Origin of the sequence: Paenibacillus glycanilyticus, assembly GCF_030161375.1 — a bacterium.
Classification (GTDB): domain Bacteria; phylum Bacillota; class Bacilli; order Paenibacillales; family Paenibacillaceae; genus Pristimantibacillus; species Pristimantibacillus glycanilyticus_B.
In genome coordinates this window covers 49,420-72,074 of the sequence record NZ_BSSQ01000015.1, presented here as the reverse complement: position 1 = coordinate 72,074, position 22,655 = coordinate 49,420, and the positions used below count along the sequence as shown (strand labels likewise).

Genomic DNA, 22,655 nt, shown 5'->3' with positions numbered 1-22,655 from the left:
GAAAATGCGCGAATCGGAGTCAAGCGTTCGGAAAGGAACATTCATGGGCATAGAGCAGTTAATCGAAAAGGCGTCGGCCTATATTAAAGAACAGGATCTGGTACGCATCAGGGAAGCCTATGAATTTGCGGACCAAGCCCACCACGGACAAGTTCGCAAATCGGGGGAGCCGTATATTCTTCACCCTGTTGCCGTTGCTGAAATTATCGTGGACATGCAAATGGACGTACTGTCGATTATCGCAGCATTGCTGCATGATGTCGTTGAAGATACGACAGTTGACCTTGAGGTCATCCGCGCAAAATTTGGCGAAACCTGCGCGATGATTGTCGACGGGCTTACCAAGCTCGAGAAGATCCGGTTCCGATCGAAGGAAGAGCAGCAGAATGAGAACTACCGGAAGATGTTCCTTGCGATGGCGCAGGACATCCGGGTTATTCTGATCAAATTGGCAGACCGCCTTCACAATATGCGCACGCTGAAGTTCCAGTCCGAGGAAGCACAGCGGCGAATTGCGTACGAAACGCTTGAAATTTTTTGTCCGATTGCTCATAGACTCGGTATTTCCGCGATTAAATGGGAGATGGAAGATATCGCGCTCAGGTATTTGAATCCGCAGCAATATTACCGGATTGCGAACCTGATGAAGAAGAAACGGGCAGAGCGCGAGCTGTTTATTTCCGACGTTATCGGCCGAATCAAAGAGAAGCTTGAGGAAATGGGTATTGACGGCGACATTTCGGGCCGCCCGAAACACATATACAGCATTTATAAGAAAATGACGTTCAAGAACAAGCAGTTTAACGAAATTTACGATCTGATGGCGATTCGGATTATCGTAGATAACATTAAAGACTGTTATGCGACGCTTGGCATTATTCATACGTTATGGAAGCCGATGCCCGGTCGTTTCAAAGACTATATCGCGATGCCGAAGGCGAACATGTACCAGTCCTTGCACACGACGGTCATCGGTCCTAACGGCGAACCAACCGAAGTTCAGATTCGCACATGGGATATGCATCGGACTTCCGAATACGGGATCGCGGCCCACTGGGCATATAAAGAAGGCACCGTTGTGCCTAATACGAATTTTGAGGACAAAATGTCCTGGCTCCGCGAGATTATGGAGCTGCAGAACGAAGCGCGCGACGCTTCGGAATTTATGGAAACGCTCAAGATGGACTTTTTCTCCGATCTTGTATTTGTGTTTACGCCTAGCGGCGAAGTAATCGAGCTGCCGGCGGGCTCCGTTCCGCTTGATTTTGCTTATCGGATTCATACGGAAGTAGGCAACCGGACGATTGGCGCAAAAGTCAACGGGCGGATTGTGCCGCTGGACCATAAGCTGAAGACGGGCGACATCATCGAGATTCTGACTTCCAAGCATTCCTACGGCCCAAGCCAGGACTGGGTGAAAATCGCACAGTCTTCCCATGCCCGGACCAAAATCCGCCAATGGTTCAAACGCGAGAAGCGCGAAGAAAACGTTGCGAAAGGCCGCGACCTCCTCGAACGCGAATTGAAACGGATGGGACTTGAGGCATCCGCTTGGATGAGCGATGACAAGCTGCAGGAAGCCGCGGGTAAATATAATTTCAACGATATTGAAGATATGATGTCGGCGATTGGCTTTGGCGGCATCACGGCAGCACAGATTTGTACGAAGTTGACTGAGAAACTCCGCAAGGAAGCGGAGAAAGCGAATCTAATCGAGCTGACGAATGAGCCGAAGGAATTGAAATCTTCCAGTCATCGCAAGAACCGGCCAACGCATGGCGTTACCGTGAAGGGCATCGATAACTTGCTTGTCCGGTTTGCCCGTTGCTGTAATCCGGTGCCTGGAGACGCCATTGTCGGCTATATTACTCGCGGCAGAGGAGTATCGGTTCACCGTCTCGATTGCCAGAACATTCCGTTCAACGCGGAAGGTGAAGAAGCGGACCGCGTTATTGAAGTGGAATGGGAAGATTCCATCGAGGCCAACTATAGCGTTGATATTGAAATTACCGGGCATGACCGGACCGGACTGTTGAACGAAGTTCTGCAAGCCGTCTCGGAGAGCAAGACGAATATTTCGGCTGTTACGGGCCGTTCGGTTAAGAATAAAATGGCGATGATTCATATGACCGTGCTGATTCGCAATATTGATCATTTGTCTTCCGTTGTGGAGAAAATCAAACGCGTGCAGGATGTCTATTCCGTACAGCGCATTATGAACAGCTAGTTGGAGGTTTATTCGCAGTGAAAGTTGTTGTGCAGCGCAGCAAGCAGGCAAGCGTCACGATTGAAGGAGAGATCGCCGGAGCAATTGAACACGGTCTCGTCCTTCTTGTCGGAATAACGCATGAGGATACGGAAGAAGATATCCGCTGGATGGCGGACAAGGTTGCTGGTCTTCGGATCTTTGAAGACGAGAATGAGAAGATGAATTTCTCCGTCTTGGATGTAGGCGGACAAATATTGTCGATTTCACAGTTCACGCTGTATGGCGACAGCAGGAAGGGGCGGCGCCCGAATTTCATGGCAGCTGCCCGTCCGGAGCAAGCGGAGCCTTTATATGACCGTTTTAACGTGTTGCTTCGCGAAGCTGGCCTTGTCGTTGAGACCGGCCGGTTTGGCGCCATGATGGATGTCGCGCTCGTGAATTCCGGTCCAGTAACGTTGATTATTGACAGCAAGCAATAATGGACGGGTAAGATGCATGGCGGCTGGCAACAATAGGAGTAACCAACCACCCTCAAGTGGTTCGAGATCCGATGTTGAAGGAGTTATTGCCATGCATCAATCCCGCAAGGAACAAGGAGTGGAGCGCGCTTCGCGCAGGCTCCTCTATACCGATCGCCGAGAAGCGATCGTGATGACCAGGATGGAAGAACAGGTGGAGGCGGCAGAAGAGTTTCTTGCCTTTCCTTCGAACCGGCGAGAACCTGGCGGCCGCATGTAACTTTGGCAAAAGCTGCTCTAATCTGGAGCGGCTTTTGTTATTTACTGGTACCCGTCTATATAGGAGAATGTTCGTAATTGAACCGCTTTCTATTTTGTAATATTACTGTAATGAGTTCATAACGTTTATTTAACATCGTTCACCTATAATAAATCTCGACCCCCTTTTTAAAAATATAATTTTGGAACCTGCGACGATGGCTGCAGGTTTTTTTTTGTCCAAAATGAGGCATACTGATGAAATGCGATTGACTATTGACTTATTTTGTCGACCCGGTTAATATTAAATCTCAGTATACAATTTTTCTGATTCGTTGATGGAACAAAGTAATCCCGTGCACGTACCCAGAGATAGACGCCTTTGGCTGCAAGCGTCTTTATGGTGACAGGATGAACAGACTTTCCGGAGAACAGACGGTGAACGGATGATTGCATGATCATTGCCACTAGCCGGTCTGCGTGTTGCGGGCGTTAACCGTTAATGAGCGGACGAAAGTCCGGAATTTGGGTGGCACCACGGGAGTTCAACTCTCGTCCCTAACGATTAGCCTTTAACGGCATGTCGTTGGGGGCGGGAGTTTTTTGCGTGTTTATGGGCTTTAAATGGTTATTTCGTTTGAGGAGGGGTTGTAATGGCTTTTCAGAAATCGCCGGGCACACAAGATATATTGCCTGGAGTAGTAGAGCGCTGGCAGTACGCGGAACAGAAAGCACGCGATATTTGCCGCCGTTTTAATTTCCGTGAAATTCGCACGCCGATCTTTGAAGCAACGGAGTTGTTCCAACGCGGCGTAGGCGAAACGACGGATATTGTGGAGAAAGAAATGTATACCTTCACGGACCGAGGCAACCGCAGCATTACTCTTCGTCCGGAAGGGACTGCTGGCGTTGTCCGCTCTTACGTGGAAAATAAACTGTACGGTGAACCGGATGTATCAAAGCTCTATTATATCGGACCTATGTTCCGTTATGAGCGTCAGCAAGCTGGCCGTTACCGCCAGTTCCACCAATTCGGAATCGAAGCGCTGGGATCGGTTGATCCGGCAATCGATGCGGAAGTTATCGCTCTTGGTTATTCTTTCTACACGGAGGTAGGACTTAAAGGCGTACGCGTGGAGATTAACTCCGTTGGTACTCCAGCGGTCCGCGCAGCCTTCCGCGAGAAGCTGCTTGCTTTCCTGATGCCGATGCGCGAGCAGCTGTGCAAAGACTGTCAATCCCGTATGGAGCGTAATCCGCTTCGGGTGCTTGATTGCAAGACGGATCAAGCCCGTTTCGAAGGCGCACCGTCGATTCTGGACAGCTTGGACGAGGAATGCAACGCTCATTTTGACAAAGTAAAAATGCATTTGTCGGATATGGGCATTCCGTTCTCGATTAATCCAAGACTTGTTCGCGGTCTCGATTATTACACGCACACCGCTTTTGAATACAAAGCGGAAGGCATTGGCGCGATTGACACAATCGGCGGCGGCGGTCGTTATAACGGCCTTGTAGCCGAAGTCGGCGGTCCGGATCAACCGGGCGTAGGTCTCGGCCTTGGCCTGGAACGCACCATTATGCTGCTGGAGCACCAACAAGCCGAGCTCGAAAATGCGCATCAGGTAGATGTGTATGTGGTAGCGCTTGGTGAAGCGGCAGACCGGGAAGTAACAAGACTCGTCTACGAGCTTCGCACCTCCGGCATCCGTGCGGAACGCGATTATCTGGGCCGTAAAATGAAGGCGCAGATGAAATCGGCGGACCGTCTTCAAGCTCGTTATACGGCAATTCTCGGCGACGACGAATTAGCCAGCGGCGAGATTGCCTTGAAGGAAATGGCGACTGGCGAGCAGCGCCTTGTGGCGATTGCAAACCTCGCAACCGAATTGAAATCCAACTAATAACAAAGGGGAGTTACATCCATTATGATGCTTAAAACTCATCAGTGCGGCACATTGACTAAAGCCAACATTGGCGAAGAAGTAACCTTGAACGGCTGGGTACAACGCCGTCGCGACCTTGGCGGCGTATTGTTCATCGACCTGCGCGACCGCACGGGTATCGTGCAAACCGTATTTAACCCTGATTTCTCCGGTGAAGCTCTAGCTGTAGCCGACCGTGCGCGTAACGAATTCGTTCTCGCCGTTAAAGGTACAGTTGTAGAACGCGACTCCGAAACGGTAAACAAAAACCTGGCAACAGGCGAAATCGAAATCCGCGTGACGGAGATCGAAGTGATCAACGCTGCCAAGACGCCTCCGTTCCCAATCGAAGACGGCGTTGAAGTTGACGAATCGCTTCGCCTGAAATACCGTTACCTCGACCTGCGTCGTCCGGAAATGCACAAAACGTTGCTGCTCCGTTCGAAAGCAGCGAAAGTATTCCGCGATTTCCTTGACGGTGAAGGCTTTATCGACGTTGAAACGCCAATTCTGACGAAAAGCACGCCGGAAGGCGCTCGTGACTACCTGGTACCAAGCCGCGTTCATGAAGGCGAGTTCTTCGCGCTTCCGCAATCGCCGCAAATCTTCAAGCAATTACTGATGGTCGGCGGTATCGAGCGTTACTACCAAATCGCACGCTGCTTCCGCGACGAAGATCTTCGCGCAGACCGTCAACCGGAATTCACTCAAGTCGACATCGAGACTTCGTTCTTGAACCAAGATCAACTGCTTGGCATGATGGAGCAGCTGATTGCGCGTCTGTTCCGCGAAACGATCGGCGTAGAGGTTGAGCTTCCGATCCAACGCATCACTTACGCGGATGCTATGAACAAATACGGTTCCGACAAGCCGGATCTTCGTTTCGGCATGGAGATCGAAGATATTACCGATATCGTTGCGACAAGCGACGTTAAAGTATTCGCAAGCGTTGCGGCAAGCGGCGGCGTCGTGAAGGCGTTCAACGCAAAAGGCTGCGGCCACTGGAGCCGCAAAGAGCTTGACGATCTGCAGCCGTTTGCTGCCCGTTACGGCGGTAAAGGTCTTGCATGGATCACGATTAAAGACGGCGAGTGGAAAGGTCCAATCGTTAAATTCTTGAAACCGGAAGAAATCGCAGCTCTAACTGAGCGTTTGAACGTAGAAGAAGGCGACCTGCTGACATTCTCCGCCGATAAATACAAAGTTGTTGCTGACGTGCTTGGCAACCTGCGTCTGAAAGTTGGCCGTGAGCTTGGTCTGATCGACGATTCCAAATTCAAATTTGTTTGGGTAGTGGACTTCCCAATGCTCGAGTGGGACGAAGAAGCGAAACGTTATGTCGCTGTCCATCATCCATTCACTCGTCCAAAAGACGAAGACCTGCATTTGTTCGAGACAGATCCGGGCCAAATCCGCGCGCAAGCTTACGATATCGTACTGAACGGCTACGAAGTTGGCGGCGGTTCGATGCGTATCTACAAACGAGACGTGCAAGAAAAAATGTTCGGAGCGCTTGGATTCAGCATGGAAGAAGCGCATGAGAAGTTTGGCTTCCTGCTTGACGCATTCGACTTTGGTACGCCTCCACACGGCGGTATTGCATTCGGCTTCGACCGTCTCGTTATGCTGCTGACTGGACGTACAAACCTGCGCGAGACGATCGCATTCCCGAAAACAGCAAGCGCAACCGACCTGCTGTGCGATGCTCCGTCCCCAGTCGAGCTGTCCCAGCTTGAGCAGCTTCATATCCGTACCGTCCTGAAGCCTAAGCCGGAAGCAGCAGCTGCAGCTACAGGCAACAAACAGGCTTAAGCTGAATCATCACGAACAGCCGTAAAGCTGTTTAGGTGACCATTCTTTTTAGGAGGCGGCAACCGATTATGCTGCATCAATTTTCCCGTACCGAGCTTGCCATCGGTCCGGAAGGTCTCGACACGATGAAAGGGAGTACCATCGCCGTGCTTGGCATCGGCGGCGTTGGCTCCATCGCGGCCGAGGCGCTTGCCCGGACCGGCGTAGGCCGGATCATCCTGATTGACAAGGATGTTGTTGATATAACGAACGTGAACCGCCAGATTCATGCGCTTACGACGACGGTAGGGCAACCGAAGGCAGATTTGATGCGCGACCGGATTAAGCTGATTAATCCGGAATGCGACGTTATCTCCCTGCGGATGTTCTATACGGAAGAGACGTATGAAGAGCTGTTCGCTTACGATCTGGATTATGTCGTAGATGCTTCCGACACGATCTCGTACAAAGTTCACTTGATCAAGCAATGTCTGGAGCGGAACATTCCGATCATCTCCAGCATGGGTGCTGCGAACAAGATGGATCCTACGAGATTTACGGTGGCGGACATCTCGAAGACCCACACGGATCCTATCGCTCGCGTCGTACGTACAAGGCTGCGCAAGGATGGCATTAAGAAAGGCGTGAAAGTGGTCTTCTCTGACGAGTTGCCCAAAAAGCCTCGTGAGGACGTGACGCAGCGCATTGTGCCGGAGAACGCTCCGGAGATCCGCAAAGCGCAGCAGCCTCCTGCGAGCAACGCTTTTGTGCCTCCTGTCGCGGGTCTTATCATGGTAAGCGTAGTGGTGAAGGATCTGTTGGAGAAGCGTGGCATTGAAGTTTAGGGGAAGGCTGTCCTTTGGGGCAGCCTTTTTTTTTGTCTGTATGGGATGGCGGATTTACAGGAATGTATCTCCTTCCGGTTGCTGTTGCTTGTGCTTTGCTTGAATAATATTCAGCGGTAGCAAAGCACAAGCAAAGGCAAGCGCTCCGCTCCTCCAGGAGATACATTCCTTTCAATCCTTAGCCATATGTACAAAGCAAAAAAGACAATTCCAAAAAGATCCTTCACCGGGGAGGGGCGGAAAAAACCCGCAAGCGGAGAATACCGCTTGCGGGTTAGTTGGGGAGTAGGGCTGTTATTTTTTTGGCTCCACTAGGTCTTTGAGTTCCGAGATGAGGACATCAAGCTGGGAGTAACCTTCGACCAGATGGCCGATCTTAACGTCTTGGGTCTCCATGCTCGCGCATACCTCTTCGACGGAAGCCATATTTTGTTCCGTAATGGCGGCCATGCCAGTCATCTCATCCGAGATGGAGGCATATTGTTCATGCAGTTGTCTGGACGACTGGCCAACGGTGTCGGATTGCTTCTTCACTTGTTCCGTATTGCTATTGATTCGCTGGATAATACCCTCGACCTTCTGAGAAGCGTCATAGCTGGTGTCAACGGCCTGCTGGCCTAGATGCACTTGTTTGCTTACGGCGGAGATCGAGGTATGGATGCTGCTCAGGATGCTCGTAATTTCGCCGGCTGCGATACTCGCATGATCGGCAAGTTTGCGAACCTCGCCGGCTACAACGGCAAATCCTCTGCCTTGTTCGCCGGCACGGGCAGCTTCAATTGCCGCATTTAGAGACAATAGATTGGTCTGCTCGGAAATTTCCCGAATGGAACCAACGATCAAGCTTACTTTTTCATTTTGGTCGATAAGTTGTTCCATGAGGGAGACGGTTTCTCCAATAATGGTTTTGACGCTGTTCACATCGGCCGTTAAGTTCTTGATTAAATCGTTGCCTTCATCGGTCAACACGGCCGTATCCGCAGAATATTGCTGCAACTGGGAAGAGCCCTCGCGAAGCTGGGTAACGGCCGACTCAATCGTATGGGCAGAATCGCTGACGTTAAGCACCATGCTGGTCTGCTTCTCGATCGAAGCGGACATTTCCGCGAAGGTGGTCGTGACCTCCCTGGAGATTTGTCCGGTAGAGTCTACCGTGCCTTTCTGCTCGCTGCTGAATTCGCCAAGAATGAGAATCATGGATTTCAGCTTCTCTACAACCTTCTCGGTAAGTTCTTTGGATTCAAGCGCTTCACGCCGTTCGGCTGTAACATCCGCTTGCAGCCGTTGGCTGAATTTGGCGGAGAAGGAGAGCGCCACCGTCGCAAAGATCAGATAAAGGAATAGGTAAAGCAGGGAATCGCTCGGGAATAACTGCTGTTGCAAATCCGAATCCATAAAAATATAGGTGCTGACGCCCATGCCGAGAACGCCTGTAAAAATGATAGGCTTGTAATCCGCATAAAGCGTCATAACGGCAATATTCACGTAGACGAGGAAGTAGGTGCTAATAATCGGATGCGGATCGGATACGATTAACAATACCGTTAGCGCCGTTAGAATAATGGGAACAACATACATGATGTACTGAACCATAATTCGCTTGTAGGTCATAAAGGTAGCGAGACCGCAGCTGATGAGACCAACAATGGCCAGCAATAAAATCATATCCGTTCCAAGCCCGGCGCCAAGATCAGCGACCAGGCCCAAGGCAAGCAATCCCCATAAAATTTTTACGAACAATCGGTTTCTTTTGTCGAGTACAATTTGATCTCTGGTCATAGTGTTGATCTCTACCTTTGCAAATTGGTTTTAGCTTGCGGTTATGGCATTGTTCATACAGGCTGCAGGAGCATGGTTGGCCAGCCAACGATATTGCTGTTTATTGCGGTAGATTGCTTCCATGTCGAAGAGGACCGGAATCACGTCATCGCCTTTGTAGAACGTTCTGGCGCCGACCTTTTCCATCGGGACATGGAATGTAATACGCAAGGCACGGTAAAATACAGGCTCGAGGAGCGAGATGAAATAGCGGTAATTATATTGCTCAGCGCAATATACCGCGGAAGATAACAGATCCGAGATGGATTGTTGTCCTCTATGGGATTGCAGAACGGCGATTTTATCGATTTCCGCTACGCGGGTAGGATCTTCGATGACTTTAGGATGTAGATGAAAAGGAGCGACTGTGTCGATTTCGCTTGAGCTTGAGCCAGGGAAATAGGGCTTAATTTCGGATGTGCCGACAAATTGTCCGTCATCGGCCACAGCCAGGTATCGTTCTACGATCCGGCTGGCATATTCGAGTTCATAACCTTTCTCTTCCCATACAGAGACCCAGATTCGGTTGAATGCCGTTAGTTCCCACTCGCTCTTCACAGATTTGAACAATTTATACTCTCCTTATCCTCTCTCTCTGTCTAATGTTTTTTATCTCTATTTTTGTTCCCTCTCGTTTTGTAATTCGCCTCACAACGTAATTACAAAGGAAAAATATTCCTAGTCCTTTATATCGGCATTTTAGTAGTAAAAGATTATAGGAAACCCTACAAATTAACTAGGTATTAGTGAAAAAAATATGGCAGCAGTCCCATCTGCGCACGGTGGCGAACGTATGTGCGAGTATGCTATCATCGTAAGTACAGTGGGCAAAAAAGGTTGTGAGAAGCCATGGATTTATTTTCTTATCAGGAAGCGGAGACGCCGCGGGCGAGATTGCTTGCCGACCGGATGCGGCCGGAAACGCTGGATGATTATATCGGGCAAGAACATATTGTTGGAGCGGGCAAGCTGCTGAGGAGAGCGATAGAGGGCGATCAAGTGTCGTCGATATTGCTGTATGGCCCTCCGGGCTGCGGCAAGACGACGCTAGCTAACATTATTTCTAAACGCACGGCTGGAGAATTCGTTAAGCTGAATGCCGTGGACGCTTCGGTGAAAGACGTGCGGGAAGTGATAGAAGCGGCCAAGTCGAACAAATTGATGTACGGCAAAAAAACGATCCTCTTCCTCGACGAGGTACACAGGTTCAACACGTCAAGGCAAGACGCGTTGCTGCCTGCCGTCGAGCAGGGCATCATTATTTTTATCGGGGCAACAACCGAGAATCCGTTCCATCATGTCAACGGGGCGTTGCTCTCCCGTTCAACGTTGTTCCAGCTTGAGCCTTTGAACGAAAAGCATGCGCTCGAAGCGATGAAGCGGGCAATTGCGGACAAGGGCCGCGGTCTTGGATTTATGACCTTGCATGCGGATGAAGAAGCGCTTGAACATATTGCTTCCATGGCAGGCGGAGACATCCGCCGGGCGTTAAACGCATTGGAGCTTGCTGCGGTCACGACGCCTTCGGAGCCGGACGGTTCGGTTCGGATTACGGTGGAGGTTGCGCAGGAATCGATCCGGAAGCCAACCGTCCGGGCGGATATGTCGACGCAATACGATGTTTTGTCGGCATTCCACAAGAGTATTCGAGGCTCCAGCGATGCTGCGTTATTCTGGTTTTTGTATGCGGTAGAGAAGCTGGGAATGGACCCAATGACTTTCCTGCGACGACTGATCGTGGCCTGCAGCGAAGATATTGGACTTGCCAACCCGCAGGCGATGGTGCAAGCCGTAACGGCTATGGATGCTTACCATAAGATTGGCTGGCCGGAGGCCAAATACAATATTGCGCAAGCGATATTGTTTGCCGTCGAGAGTCCAAAGTCCAATGCGGCGGCGGTGGCGATCGGCAAAGCGATGGCAGCCATGGAAGGGATCGGCCAGGCCGAAGTTCCGCTCCATCTGCGGGATACGCATTACAAAGGCGCTCAGCAGCTTGGACACGAAGGCTACAAGTACCCGCATGATTACCCGGGCCATTACGTGAATCAGCAGTATTTGCCGGATCCTATTAAGGGGATAACGGTTTACAAAGCGACCGAGCAGGGAATGGAAGGGAAAATCCGCCAGAACCAAGAGCTTCGTCAGCGGAAGAAATAAATTTATAAGCACAAAACAAAGGACCTCCGATCGCGGAGGTCCTTTGTTCCATTCAAACTAAATCGTTATTTGGATGCGCACCATTTCATCCTCATAGTTGAACCGGATCGTTCCATGGTACTTTTTAACCGTTTGGCTAATAATCTTTAATCCGTTGCCGCGCAGGGCATCCGTATTTTCTTTGGAAGAATAGCCTTCCTTCTGGAACAGCGATTTCTGCTCCTTGGCACTTAGAATAGCCGGGTTCTCTACGGAATAGACAGTTTGCGTTCCTTGTGCTTGAAAGGTTAGTACAATCCTCCGCGGATGTTTGCCTTCGTAGGTTTCCGTTGCATCAATGGCATTGTCGAGCAGATTGGAGAAGATTTTGACCAGATCCATGGATTCCATTTGATAACATTCCTCGGAATTCGTATCAAACAACAGCTCAATCCCCTTGGATTGCGCGAGCTCCCATTTGCTCTGGAACAAGATAAGAGCGACCGGATTGCTGATCCGCAAGGATAAATCGAGCGCTTTGGAATCGACGGTCAATTGCTTCAAATATTCCGATGCCTTGTCATATTTCTGAAGGCTTAATAAGCCATTAAGCACTTGAAAATGATTAAGCAGATCATGCCGGCTTGATTTGATCGACTTCATCACCTTGCCCATCTCGGAAATATACATCTGCTCGGATTCGAATAAATCCTGTTTAAGGCTGGTTTTATGCCATTTTCTTAGGATGAAGAAGGCAAGCAGCAGAATCACCGCAAATACGATATCAATGGTAAAAATGATTTTGTTGCTGTTAATGACTTCATCGCTTATGGCTCCCAAATGGCTTGCTTCAATATCAATGGCCATAACGCCTAACTGTTTGCCGGCATCGTTCACAATGGGAACGCCAACCGACAAATATACGCCATGCTGGGCGTCCTTGATAATGTTGGTGTAGTACACCATCCCTTTTTTAGCTTGATTGACCTGTTTGGCCGGAACGGTGCAGGGGAACCCAATCGGGAGCCGGTCGTCTATCGACGGGACGGCGGACAACATCACCTTTGCCACGTCGCTGTCATCCAGAAGCAAGGTGTAGACATATAAAGCGTTAATGCGCGAGCGGTACTCCTCGAGATATTGGATCACTGACGCGTCGGACTGCCGGGTTTGAAGAAAACGTTCGTAAGCAGCCGTATCTAGACCGTTCTCGATGTTTTCCGCTATCGCAATGTATTGCTTGGCTAATGAGGTTTGAGTTGCTTTTTCCGTTGAGTAGTAGGATAAAGCAAGCTTGGAGCAAGTTAAAATACTTAATATACTAAAGGAAGTAACTAGAAAAATCAGTTGCCTTCGTGAATTCATCGATAAAATTTCCTTTTCTAATCGTTATAGATTTATGAAAATACAAATTATGTATTATGGTAAATCGTCCAATCTTCATTATTCATGAAATCTTTATACACAGCAAGACCAAATTTTGATAGAGCGGGTTGAAGCACAAAGAGGCCGTCTCAAAAGGTTATCGCTCACTGTAAAGATGGCGAGAGGAGTAGATACGCTGTATGTACGTATAGATAACGACTTTCATGAGCATTTTGGGGTAGTAGCTGTCCCGGCCACCTCCGGGATAAGCTTTGGTGTATAGCTTCATATCCAAGCAATTGACCGCATCGTTTATGACGCGTACGAGATTATTTTCGGGGGATATCTTAAGGGTCGGTTTCTTTTGTTTGAGCATTTTATGAATAGGTTAAGGGTAGACGGAGCATTAAATGATTCTGGAGAAGCGTCAGCGTTCGCTTTTGTGAAGGGATGCCAACCATACCTCGTTGATTCGAATGAATCCCTGAGCAATGGCGATCGGAAGAACATTTAATGCGCAGGCTGACGTTTAGCCCAAATAAAAAACAGGGGTGTCCCATCGTCATTTTCATGACTTATGGGACACCCCCTTCCCATTTCTAACTCTGTTTAATTTTCTTCCGTCCGTGAGGAACGATCATCGGCGTACCGTACAGCGGGTCGGAGATGACGTCGCTCTTCAAATGGAACACGTCTTCAATCATCGCCGCGTTTACAATTTCCTTTGGCGCGCCTTGCGCGTAGATTGTACCGTTCTTTACGGCCACGATATGATCGGCGTAACGGCAAGCCAAGTTAATATCATGAAGCACCATCACAATGGTCCGGCTATCGCGCTCATTCATCTCTTGCAGCAGGTCAAGGACCTCGATCTGATGGGTGAGATCCAAATATGTGGTTGGCTCGTCTAATAGAATAATGCCGGTCTGCTGCGCCAGCGTCATGGCAATCCAAGCCCGCTGGCGTTGACCGCCCGAGAGGGAGAGGACGGAACGCTCGGCAAGCTCGACGATACCGGTAGCGCTCAAAGCAGACTGAACCGCCTCTTCATCCTCCTTCGACCATTGCTGAAGCCACGATTGATAAGGATAACGGCCTTGCTTCACGAGTTGAAGAACCGTAAGTCCTTCGGGAGCAATAGGGCCTTGGGGGAGCAGGGCCAATTGTTTGGCCGCGGTTTTGGCCGGAATCGACGACAGGTTTTTGCCGCTAAGCGTCACTTCGCCTGCCGTAGGTTTCAGAAGTTTGGACAAAGCCCGCAGCAGCGTGGATTTGCCGCAGCCGTTGCTTCCGACCAGGACGGTTATTTTGCCATCCGGAATGGCTATATTCAACTGTTCAAAGATAGATGCTCCGCCATAAGAGAGGGAGATCCCTTTCGCTTCAAGCATACTCATGGTTGACTTCCTCCAGCTTGTTTATTGGTTGCGTTGGCGGTATAACATGTACAAGAAAAACGGTGCGCCGATGGCTGCGGTGAAGACGCCGGCCGGTATATCCAGCGGAGCGAATAAGGTCCGGGCTGCTAGATCGGACACGAGCAGCAGAAGCGCTCCTATTAATGCGCTGACCGGCAGCAGTCCGCCAAACGACGAGCCTACAAGCTTGCGCGCCATATGCGGGGCAATAAGACCGATAAAAGCGATCGCGCCGCCTATCGCCACCGCGGCTCCGGCTAGCGATACGCTGAGTAGCAACAGGACAAGCCGGTGCTTTTGCACATTGGCCCCCGCGCTGCCGGCTACCTCGTCGCCTAATGCTTGAACATTAATGTGACGGGCCATCAGCCAGGTTGCCGGGAGCAATACGATCAGCCACGGAAGCAACGTATAAACATCCTTGTCCCAGGAAGAACCGTAAATGCTGCCAGTCATAAAGGTCATTGCGCGATTCGCCAGGAAATAAGGACTAGCGATAATAAACATATAGGAGATGGACTTAAACGCAGCCGATAAACCGGTGCCGATCAGGACCATGCGGAGCGGCGACGCTCCGTTTTTCCAGGATAAAGCATACAGGATAAACGTAACGGCAAAAGCGCCAAGGATGGCCGCAACGGGCATCCAGTGAATGGAGACATGGCCGTTTAAGAAAAAGAGAAACAAGACGGTGCCAAGCGATGCGCCTTCCGTTATTCCCGTTACGTCGGGAGAAGCCAGCGGATTTCGGATCAATCCTTGCAGCACGGCTCCGGCAGAAGCTAACGCCGCTCCAACGAGCAGGGCGATGACAATTCGCGGCAGGCGGAGCTTTAATACTATGACGTCATGCATGGCGCTGCCTTTGCCGATGATCGATTGGATAACATCCAGCGGCGCGATGAATTGACTGCCGATCCCGGTGCTTATAACGGCACCTGCCGCGCACAGCAGAAGCAAAGCAAATACGGTGACAATCGTTTTGGATTCCAAGAGATACGATAGTTTCAACTTTGGTTTGTTCAGTCTTATAGTCTTGTATTTGCTCATGAGGTTTGTCTTCCTTTTCTGGCAATATATACGAAGAAAGGCACGCCGATCACGGCCGTCATGACGCCAACCGGCACTTCCCTAGGCATGGCAATGTAGCGGGAGCCGATATCGGCGGTCACAAGCAAGACGCCGCCAAGCACGGCGCAATAAGGAATGATCCAACGGTAATCCGCGCCAACGAAATAACGGACGATATGCGGGATAATGATGCCGACAAACGCTATCGGACCAGCGACGGCTACGGAAGCCCCGGCCAGAAGAATTATGGCTGCCGATGCTAGCCACTTCACATAAGCAGTCCGTTGGCCCAAGGTCTGAGCGATATCGTCGCCCATGCCAAGGACGTTCAAATGGCGGGATAGCGCCATGGCCAGAACAAGACCTACCGCCATGTAGGGAATGACACTGCCTAGCATGTGCATATCTCGGCCGGCTACTGAACCGACAAGCCAGACCAGCACTTGGTCGAACATTTTGCCGCTGGAAAGCATAAATCCTTGAGTGAGCGACGCGAAAAAAGCGGCAATCGAAGCGCCGGCCAAGGTGATTTTTACGGGAGTCATGCCATCACGGCCCATGCTGCCAAGGGCAAACACGATGGCACCGCTAATGGCCGCGCCAAGCAAGGCAAGGAGGGTTAGCGGCTGCATGCCGCTAATGCCAAGCCAGCCGGATGCGACAACCACCATAAAGGAAGCGCCGGAGTTAACGCCAAACACGCTTGGCGAAGCAATGGGATTGCGGGTAATAACCTGCATAAGGGCGCCGGCAACCGCGAGGCTGGCACCGGCTGCCGCTGCGATTAACGCGCGCGGAACTCTTGCGGTTTGAATAATCAGATGCTCCTGGTTGGAAGGCTGATAATGGAAAATAGCATCCATAACGGCTGAAAACGGAATATTTGTAACGCCAAACGCAATGCTGCATAGGATGGCTGTTCCAAGGAGCAGAAGGGATAATATGAATCCTGTTAGTCTCATAGCTGTTAGTGACTCCTTTATCATGGATGACAACTTACAAACATTTAACTTATGTACTTAGTGAAGTTTAATAGAGGAGTACAAGCCTGTCAATGAATATGAGAATCGTTCTCAAATTTTTGTTGACTCTGTCGTCATTTTCTTTTATATTTGTTCGGGTGAGAAACATTATCATCGGGAGGCACTAATAGACATGATTAATCGTTTTAACGGAAAGAAATGGATTGGGCTTGTACTTTGTACGATCGTTATCGCGGTACTGGCAGCAGGCTGCGGATCGAACTCCAATAATAATGCTGGATCGGATAATAAAGCTGCAAATTCGGAGCAACCGGCATCGAATGAAACTCGGGTAGTGAAGCATGCCATGGGCGAGACCGAGATCAAGGGTACGCCGAAGCGGGTTGTTGTACTTACCAACGAAGGAACGGAAGCCGTATTGGCGCTTGGCGTGAAGCCGGTAGGCGCGGTGAAATCTTTTACGGGTAATCCTTGGTATGATCATATCGCGGCGGATATGGAAGGCGTAGAAGTGGTAGGCGAGGAAGGTCAGCCGAACCTGGAACTGATCGCTGGCTTGCAGCCGGACCTTATTCTTGCGAACAAAATGAGACATGAAGAAATCTATGAGCAACTGTCGGCGATTGCCCCAACCGTCGAGGCGGAAACGCTTCGCGGCGCTTGGAAAGATAACTTCAAGCTGTATGCGGAAGCGCTTGGCCAAACCGAAGAAGGCAACGCGTTAATCGCGGATTTCGATGCGCGCATTGAAGATTTCAAAGCGCAAGCGGGAGATAAATTGAAAGAAACCGTCTCGTTTGTTCGTTTCATGGGCGGCAAGACGCGGGTTTATCATACGGACACCTTCTCAGGCGTTATAGCTGGCCAGCTTGGCCTGGCACGAAATGAAATGACGCTGAATGCCAAAGAACAATTCGCTGACGAAATTACGAAGGAACGTCTGCCGGAAGCGGATGCCGACCGGATCTTCTACTTCACTTACGATACGGGTGACGGCAAAGGCTCCGCTCAAGAGCAGGAATGGACAAATGATCCAATCTGGAAAGGCCTGAGCGCAGTCAAAGCCGGCCATGCTTACCGCGTAGACGATGCAATCTGGAATACGGCAGGCGGCATTAAAGCAGCTAACCTGATGCTGGACCAATTGGCAGAGAATTATGGAATCAAGTTGACTAAATAATACACGCAAAAAGGCGCCGCTTGCTTAAAGCGGCGCCTTTTCTTTACGATCCAACTCCAAACATAAGAGCGAAGTAACCAAAGACCGTTGTCATAAGGCCCATAATGAAGGCCGGGAGCATCTTGTTGTCCCGGTACATCTGAATAAATCCGTATATCATGACGAGAGCCGCTGCAAGCATTAGGATACTATCCAGTCCGATGGATAACTTCAGCGTCAAATCCGGGCTGAAATGCCCGTTGTAGACCGTCGTGAACAACTCGGAAGGGGATACCGTCTGCAGCGTTTCCTTTACGTTGTGAGGAGGAGTCTGCTGGCCTAAAGCCCCCGTGACGATAAACAGCAGCAGTGCGATTACACTTTCACCCTTCAGCCAAGGCTTTGGATTAAAGCTGTTGCTCTGCTTCAGCATTTTCCGGTAACCAAACCCGTTCGTATATGCAAATAAGAGCAGCGGTGCGATAAGCAAATGCTTCAGAAGAAGCATTTGTCCGTACGGCAGCATCCACGAATTGACGTATTGCGGCGTCGTAAATGTCATGAGCAGGATGCCGGCGGTGAAGGTAATGAGCATGCAGCCAATCGCGAGCGGCGAGAACCAAGCCAGGAAGGCTTCCCAGTTGCGGCTGTCCGAAGCAAACCAGCTCACGACCATCAGTACGCCAATCCACACGGTTATCGCGAGGAAGTGGGCAGTATGGACAAGCCATCCTTTTGTCCCGTATAGCGAAGTTGCATGGCTGGCATATCCAAGCCAGAGAATCAAGAGCAACAGAATAAACAAGCTGACCTTCGGCATATGTTTGTCGTTCCGGAAGGAGGGCAAGCCAAGCAGAAAAGCGAGGCCAATGGATGCTACGGCTGACCAGACCCAAGCTTTGCCGTTGTTAAGGTCGAGCAGAATGCTTTTTACCATCTCGCCGTATGTAATATCCGTATCCTTCGCGAACAATACGGCAGAATCATGAATAGGCACATATTCTAAGAGCGGAATAGCTAGCGCGCAAACGAGCAGGAGCCAGGTCGGAACGCGGATCTCCGGACGCCGATGCTCCGGTACAATACGGAGAATAAACGTCCCGGTAAGAATAGCAAAGCAGAGATAGAGAAGGGCTTCGCTGACGTAACTCATTTGCGGCGCCTCCGGACAACTAGAACGATGCCGGCAATTACGATTACTCCGATGAGAACCCCAATTGCTGTTGTTACGCCATTGTTATTGCTTTTGCCGTCTTTAGCGTCGGTGTCGGTGTCCTCCGCCGAGGCTGCGGGAGCCGGCTCCTCGGTTTTCTCTTGATCCGCGGATGCCGCTGCATCAGGTGCCTCGGTTACTTCGGCGCTTGGCGACTCGGTTGCTTCAGGCGATGGGGAAGGCGTTACTTCCGCGACATTGACCGTAAAAGCATATTCACCGTCAACCGCATGGCCGTCGGCGCCGATGATCGTCCATTTAACCGTGTAAGCACCGTTGTTCAGAGGTTCGGTGACGGCACCGCTCATCGTCGAATCATGGACTTCAATATCTCCTGTAGCCATTTGCTTACCAGCCTCATCAAGCACCTTGAACTGGCTAAGCTTTTCGATATCCGTATTAAACGTCAAGGAAATTTCGGAAGGCGAGGTTGTAACGGTCTCATCCTTCGCAGGAGTAGAAACGGTAACCTTGGAATGGGCCATGGCCATGCCCGGTACAAGGAATAGTGCAACTAAACAAATGAATAGGATACGTTTCATAGGTCATTCACCCTCGTTATTGGATTAATTGATGTCATTATAACAGATCGGCCGAACAATTCGGCTTCGCCTTTATGAACAATATTCGAAGGCAATAAATCGGCATAATGCGAGGTTTAGTCGGAATAAACTGGAAATACCCAATCTTTACACAATGGAAAATTCCCTTCTCGAAGGAGGTGCACCTGCTGCTGTGCAGGGCGCACGGCTGCAGGGGACTGTATTGAGTGATCCGCTTCCGCATGTTTTTCAGCTGCTTGTTATTGTGTTGCTCGTATTTATGAACGGCTTGTTTGTTGCGGCGGAATTCGCGATGGTGAAGGTTCGGGGAACCCGGATCGAATCATTGGCCGCAGAAGGCCATCTGCGCGCAAAGCTTGCCTCTCACTTGACGAACAACCTGGATGCTTATTTATCTGCGTGCCAACTGGGGATTACGCTGGCTTCTCTTGGTCTTGGCTGGATCGGGGAGCCCGCAATCAAAGATTTGATCGAGCCTTGGTTTCTGGCGCTTGGATGGGGCAATCCGGTTATGATCCATTCCATTTCATTCATTATTGCGTTTCTCTTCATAACGATACTCCATATCGTCCTCGGTGAACTTGCCCCCAAAACGATAGCGATCCGCAAGGCAGAGACGGTTACGCTATTGACAGCCACGCCTCTAATTATGTTCCATAAACTGATGTATCCGTTTATTTGGGTGTTGAACGGCCTTGCGAACCAGCTTCTGAAGCGGTTTGGCATTGAGCCGGCTTCCGAGCAGCATTTAGCCCATACCGAGCAGGAGATCCGCATTCTCATGCAGGAAAGCCATAAGAGCGGGCTCATTAATAATACGGAGCTGACGCTGGTCGATAATATATTCGAGTTCGCCGAGACGAATGCCCGTGAAATTATGATTCCGCGGACGGAGATGGTGTGTCTCTATGTTCATCTGTCTCTCGAAGAGAACAAAGCGATTGCCTTAAATGAAATGCATACGAGATATCCCGTCTGCGATCATGACAAGGACAATATTATCGGCTTTGTTCATATCAAAGACCTGTTGAAGGATACTACGCATAGTTTGACGGATATTCGGCAGATTACGCGAGCTATCACGACGGTTCCGGATTCCATGCAAATCAGCAACCTGCTTATTCTCATGCAGAAGAAAAAAGCGCAGATCGCCATTCTAATCGATGAATACGGGGGGACCTCCGGTCTGGTTACGCTCGAGGATATTATGGAAGAGATCGTAGGCGAAATTCAAGACGAGTTTGACGAGGAACGGGCAGAGATCGAGAAGCGGGACGACAACAGTTATTCCATTAGCGGAATGATGCTGATTGAAGAAGTAAATAGTTATTTCGGCGTTGATATCGATTGCGATAATTATGATACGATAGGCGGTTGGATTTACTCGCAGATCGAGATTCCGCCAACAAAAGAGCAGCGAATCGAATATGGCGGGGAATATGCCTTTATCATAGAGGAGACGGATCACTTGCGCATTTCGCGCATTCGGGTACAGAAGCTGCATCAGCAGCCGGGGCCCAACAAAGCAAAAGATAGTTCCGGCCCGGAGAAGATGATTTCTGCGGAAGGACAGTCCTTCTGAAACGAAAAAGGGGTATCCCATTGTCAGGTACATGACAATGGGATACCCCTTTGCGTTTATTTGACCGCTATAGCTTCAAATGCGGCTTCATCGATTTTGTGGACGATATCAATGGTACCTCCGGCAAGGCAGACGTCACCGTCATACAAAACGACTGCCTGACCCGGCGTAATCGCCTTTTGCGGTTTATCGAATACGATTTCCGCAGAGCCGTCAGCCTGAAGCGTTACGCTTACGCCTTGATCCGGCTGGCGGTAGCGGAATTTCGCCGTGCAGCGGAAAGTGCCTTCCGGCTTCTCAGGCGCGATCCAGTTCATGCCGCTTGCGGTAAGACCCGTAGAGTACAAGCTAGGATGGGATTCTCCCTGCACAACGTACAATATGTTGCGTTCCAAATCTTTGTCGGCGACGAACCAAGGTTCGCCATTGCCGGAGCCGCCAATGCCAAGGCCTTGGCGCTGACCTAACGTATAGTACATGAGACCGTCATGGCGGCCCTTTACTTCGCCGGTCCGGATATCAACCATTTCGCCCGGGCGGGCAGGCAGATAGCCGCTCAAAAACTCCTTGAAGTTGCGCTCGCCGATAAAACATACGCCGGTGCTGTCTTTTTTCTTCGCGGTATATAGGCCGGCTTCTTCGGCTATGCGGCGAACTTCCGGTTTTGGCAAATGCCCGATCGGGAACATTGCTTTCTCGAGCTGCTTCTGGTTAAGCGCGCTTAAGAAGTAAGTCTGGTCCTTGTTGCCGTCAACGCCGCGAAGCAGCTTTGTTTCACCGTCTTCGGTACGTTCGACTCTCGCATAATGGCCGGTAGCCAGATAGTCGGCGCCAAGCTCATTCGCTTTCTTGAGGAAATCGCCAAACTTAATCTCGCGGTTGCACATCACATCCGGATTAGGCGTACGGCCGCGTTTGTACTCGTCAAGGAAATAAGTAAATACTTTATCGAAATACTGCTTCTCGAAGTTAACCGTATAATAAGGGATACCGATTTGATCGCAAACCCGGCGTACGTCTTCAGCGTCTTCTTCCGCCGTGCAATGACCGAACTCATCGGTGTCATCCCAGTTCTTCATGAATATGCCAACCACATCGTAGCCTTCCTGCTTCAGCAGCAGAGCCGTTACGGAGGAATCTACTCCGCCGGACATGCCGACAACGACGCGTGTTTCTTGTTTTGATTTAACCACCTGCATGCACCACCTTGTTTTTCGCGCATCTATTATAAAGGCTTAAGCCTGATGAACGGAGTTCATACTATTGTACCATAGACGAAAAACTTTTTCATGATTTGTCAATCCTTTTCTCGCATGTCTCTATAGGTTGTGTTAACATAGATATGATATGGGAATACCCGTAATTAATTCAACAATACGCTAACATACGTGCAATCGAATAGAAGAACTACTACTTAAGAGAGGTGCCCGAATATGAAAATTTCGACGAAAGGCCGTTACGGTCTCACTATTATGATGGAGCTTGCGGGTAAATTCGGCGAAGGTCCGATTTCACTAAAAAGCATTGCCGAGCGCAATCAGCTCTCCGAGCATTACTTGGAGCAATTGGTCGCACCGCTGCGCAATGCCGGACTGGTTAAAAGTATTCGCGGCGCATATGGCGGTTATATTTTGTCCAAGGAGCCGGAGACCATTACAGCCGGTGACGTGATTCGTATATTGGAAGGCCCGATTTCCCCGGTAGACTTCACGGAAGAGGATGATCCGGCCAAACGGGATTTGTGGCTTCGCATCCGCGACAGTATTGCTAGCGTGCTTGATTCAACAACTTTGGCTGACTTGGTGAACTACCAGGATGCCGGTGTTGCTGACAGCTATATGTTCTATATTTAATGAGG

The 22,655-nt window shown here is 50.1% G+C and carries 19 protein-coding genes and 1 pseudogene; 10 read left to right on the top strand and 10 right to left on the bottom strand.

The genetic code is table 11. The features are described from left to right. Positions 1-43 precede the first annotated feature (43 nt). From QQK89_RS19195 to QQK89_RS19170, 6 genes are all read left to right on the top strand, one after another. The gene (locus tag QQK89_RS19195) at positions 44-2,227 is read left to right on the top strand and encodes a RelA/SpoT family protein (protein WP_284240269.1); all 2,184 of its coding nucleotides are present in this window, start codon (positions 44-46) and stop codon (positions 2,225-2,227) included. Positions 2,228-2,244: 17 nt separating this feature from the next. Further along, the gene (gene dtd, locus QQK89_RS19190; RefSeq protein WP_284240268.1) at positions 2,245-2,688 is read left to right on the top strand and encodes a D-aminoacyl-tRNA deacylase; all 444 of its coding nucleotides are present in this window, start codon (positions 2,245-2,247) and stop codon (positions 2,686-2,688) included. Between the two features lie 91 nt (positions 2,689-2,779). After that, positions 2,780-2,947 carry a hypothetical protein gene (locus QQK89_RS19185; protein ID WP_284240267.1) on the top strand — a complete coding sequence of 56 codons (168 nt, stop codon included), beginning with the start codon at positions 2,780-2,782 and terminating at the stop codon, positions 2,945-2,947. A gap of 631 nt (positions 2,948-3,578) precedes the next feature. Further along, positions 3,579-4,829: a histidine--tRNA ligase gene (gene hisS, locus QQK89_RS19180; RefSeq protein ID WP_284240266.1), complete on the top strand. Its 1,251-nt coding sequence runs from the start codon at positions 3,579-3,581 to the stop codon at positions 4,827-4,829. A gap of 24 nt (positions 4,830-4,853) precedes the next feature. Next, positions 4,854-6,662, top strand: a complete 1,809-nt coding sequence (gene aspS / locus QQK89_RS19175) for an aspartate--tRNA ligase (RefSeq protein ID WP_284240265.1) — start codon at positions 4,854-4,856, stop codon at positions 6,660-6,662. 68 nt (positions 6,663-6,730) lie between these two features. Beyond that, positions 6,731-7,486 carry a tRNA threonylcarbamoyladenosine dehydratase gene (locus tag QQK89_RS19170; protein ID WP_284240264.1) on the top strand — a complete coding sequence of 252 codons (756 nt, stop codon included), beginning with the start codon at positions 6,731-6,733 and terminating at the stop codon, positions 7,484-7,486. Positions 7,487-7,780: 294 nt separating this feature from the next. On the opposite strand, the gene QQK89_RS19165 is transcribed toward QQK89_RS19170, so the two are convergent. After that, positions 7,781-9,265 (bottom strand): methyl-accepting chemotaxis protein, encoded by a 1,485-nt coding sequence (locus QQK89_RS19165; RefSeq protein WP_284240263.1) that lies wholly within the window; start codon positions 9,263-9,265, stop codon positions 7,781-7,783. A gap of 30 nt (positions 9,266-9,295) precedes the next feature. Next, positions 9,296-9,874: a GNAT family N-acetyltransferase gene (locus tag QQK89_RS19160; protein WP_284240262.1), complete on the bottom strand. Its 579-nt coding sequence runs from the start codon at positions 9,872-9,874 to the stop codon at positions 9,296-9,298. A 279-nt stretch (positions 9,875-10,153) separates the two neighbouring features. On the opposite strand from QQK89_RS19160, the gene QQK89_RS19155 reads away from it, so the two are divergent. Beyond that, positions 10,154-11,464, top strand: a complete 1,311-nt coding sequence (locus QQK89_RS19155) for a replication-associated recombination protein A (RefSeq protein WP_284240261.1) — start codon at positions 10,154-10,156, stop codon at positions 11,462-11,464. A gap of 57 nt (positions 11,465-11,521) precedes the next feature. Here QQK89_RS19155 and QQK89_RS19150 read toward each other — a convergent pair whose 3' ends face one another. The 5 genes and pseudogenes from QQK89_RS19150 to QQK89_RS19135 form a co-directional block, all read right to left on the bottom strand. Then, positions 11,522-12,808 carry a sensor histidine kinase gene (locus QQK89_RS19150; protein WP_284240260.1) on the bottom strand — a complete coding sequence of 429 codons (1,287 nt, stop codon included), beginning with the start codon at positions 12,806-12,808 and terminating at the stop codon, positions 11,522-11,524. Between the two features lie 172 nt (positions 12,809-12,980). Further along, a pseudogene (locus tag QQK89_RS29735) lies at positions 12,981-13,184 on the bottom strand (hypothetical protein); the annotation flags it as partial. A 223-nt stretch (positions 13,185-13,407) separates the two neighbouring features. Beyond that, positions 13,408-14,205, bottom strand: coding sequence for an ABC transporter ATP-binding protein (locus tag QQK89_RS19145; protein WP_284240259.1), 798 nt, complete (start codon positions 14,203-14,205; stop codon positions 13,408-13,410). Between the two features lie 21 nt (positions 14,206-14,226). Beyond that, positions 14,227-15,276 (bottom strand): FecCD family ABC transporter permease, encoded by a 1,050-nt coding sequence (locus QQK89_RS19140; protein ID WP_284240258.1) that lies wholly within the window; start codon positions 15,274-15,276, stop codon positions 14,227-14,229. Beyond that, on the bottom strand, positions 15,273-16,259 hold the full coding sequence (locus QQK89_RS19135) for a FecCD family ABC transporter permease (protein ID WP_284240257.1): 987 nt from the start codon (positions 16,257-16,259) through the stop codon (positions 15,273-15,275). Before QQK89_RS19135 ends, QQK89_RS19140 begins: the two co-directional genes overlap by 4 nt. A 193-nt stretch (positions 16,260-16,452) precedes the next feature. On the opposite strand from QQK89_RS19135, the gene QQK89_RS19130 reads away from it, so the two are divergent. Beyond that, positions 16,453-17,460: an ABC transporter substrate-binding protein gene (locus QQK89_RS19130; protein ID WP_284240256.1), complete on the top strand. Its 1,008-nt coding sequence runs from the start codon at positions 16,453-16,455 to the stop codon at positions 17,458-17,460. 43 nt (positions 17,461-17,503) lie between these two features. On the opposite strand, the gene QQK89_RS19125 is transcribed toward QQK89_RS19130, so the two are convergent. Both QQK89_RS19125 and QQK89_RS19120 read right to left on the bottom strand, forming a co-directional pair. Continuing rightward, complete coding sequence (locus QQK89_RS19125; RefSeq protein WP_284240255.1) at positions 17,504-18,592, bottom strand: copper resistance D family protein; 1,089 nt, start codon at positions 18,590-18,592, stop codon at positions 17,504-17,506. Continuing rightward, complete coding sequence (locus QQK89_RS19120; RefSeq protein WP_284240254.1) at positions 18,589-19,194, bottom strand: copper resistance CopC family protein; 606 nt, start codon at positions 19,192-19,194, stop codon at positions 18,589-18,591. The genes QQK89_RS19125 and QQK89_RS19120 overlap by 4 nt, the downstream gene beginning before the upstream one ends. Before the next feature lie 223 nt (positions 19,195-19,417). Here QQK89_RS19120 and QQK89_RS19115 point away from each other — a divergent pair, with 223 nt between their 5' ends. After that, positions 19,418-20,797 carry a hemolysin family protein gene (locus QQK89_RS19115; protein ID WP_434481730.1) on the top strand — a complete coding sequence of 460 codons (1,380 nt, stop codon included), beginning with the start codon at positions 19,418-19,420 and terminating at the stop codon, positions 20,795-20,797. 56 nt (positions 20,798-20,853) lie between these two features. Here the strand turns inward: QQK89_RS19115 and mnmA are convergent, their stop codons facing one another. Continuing rightward, positions 20,854-21,996 (bottom strand): tRNA 2-thiouridine(34) synthase MnmA, encoded by a 1,143-nt coding sequence (gene mnmA, locus QQK89_RS19110; protein WP_284240252.1) that lies wholly within the window; start codon positions 21,994-21,996, stop codon positions 20,854-20,856. A 234-nt stretch (positions 21,997-22,230) separates the two neighbouring features. Here mnmA and cymR point away from each other — a divergent pair, with 234 nt between their 5' ends. Then, on the top strand, positions 22,231-22,650 hold the full coding sequence (gene cymR / locus QQK89_RS19105) for a cysteine metabolism transcriptional regulator CymR (protein WP_132307212.1): 420 nt from the start codon (positions 22,231-22,233) through the stop codon (positions 22,648-22,650). The last annotated feature ends 5 nt before the right edge of the window (positions 22,651-22,655 follow it).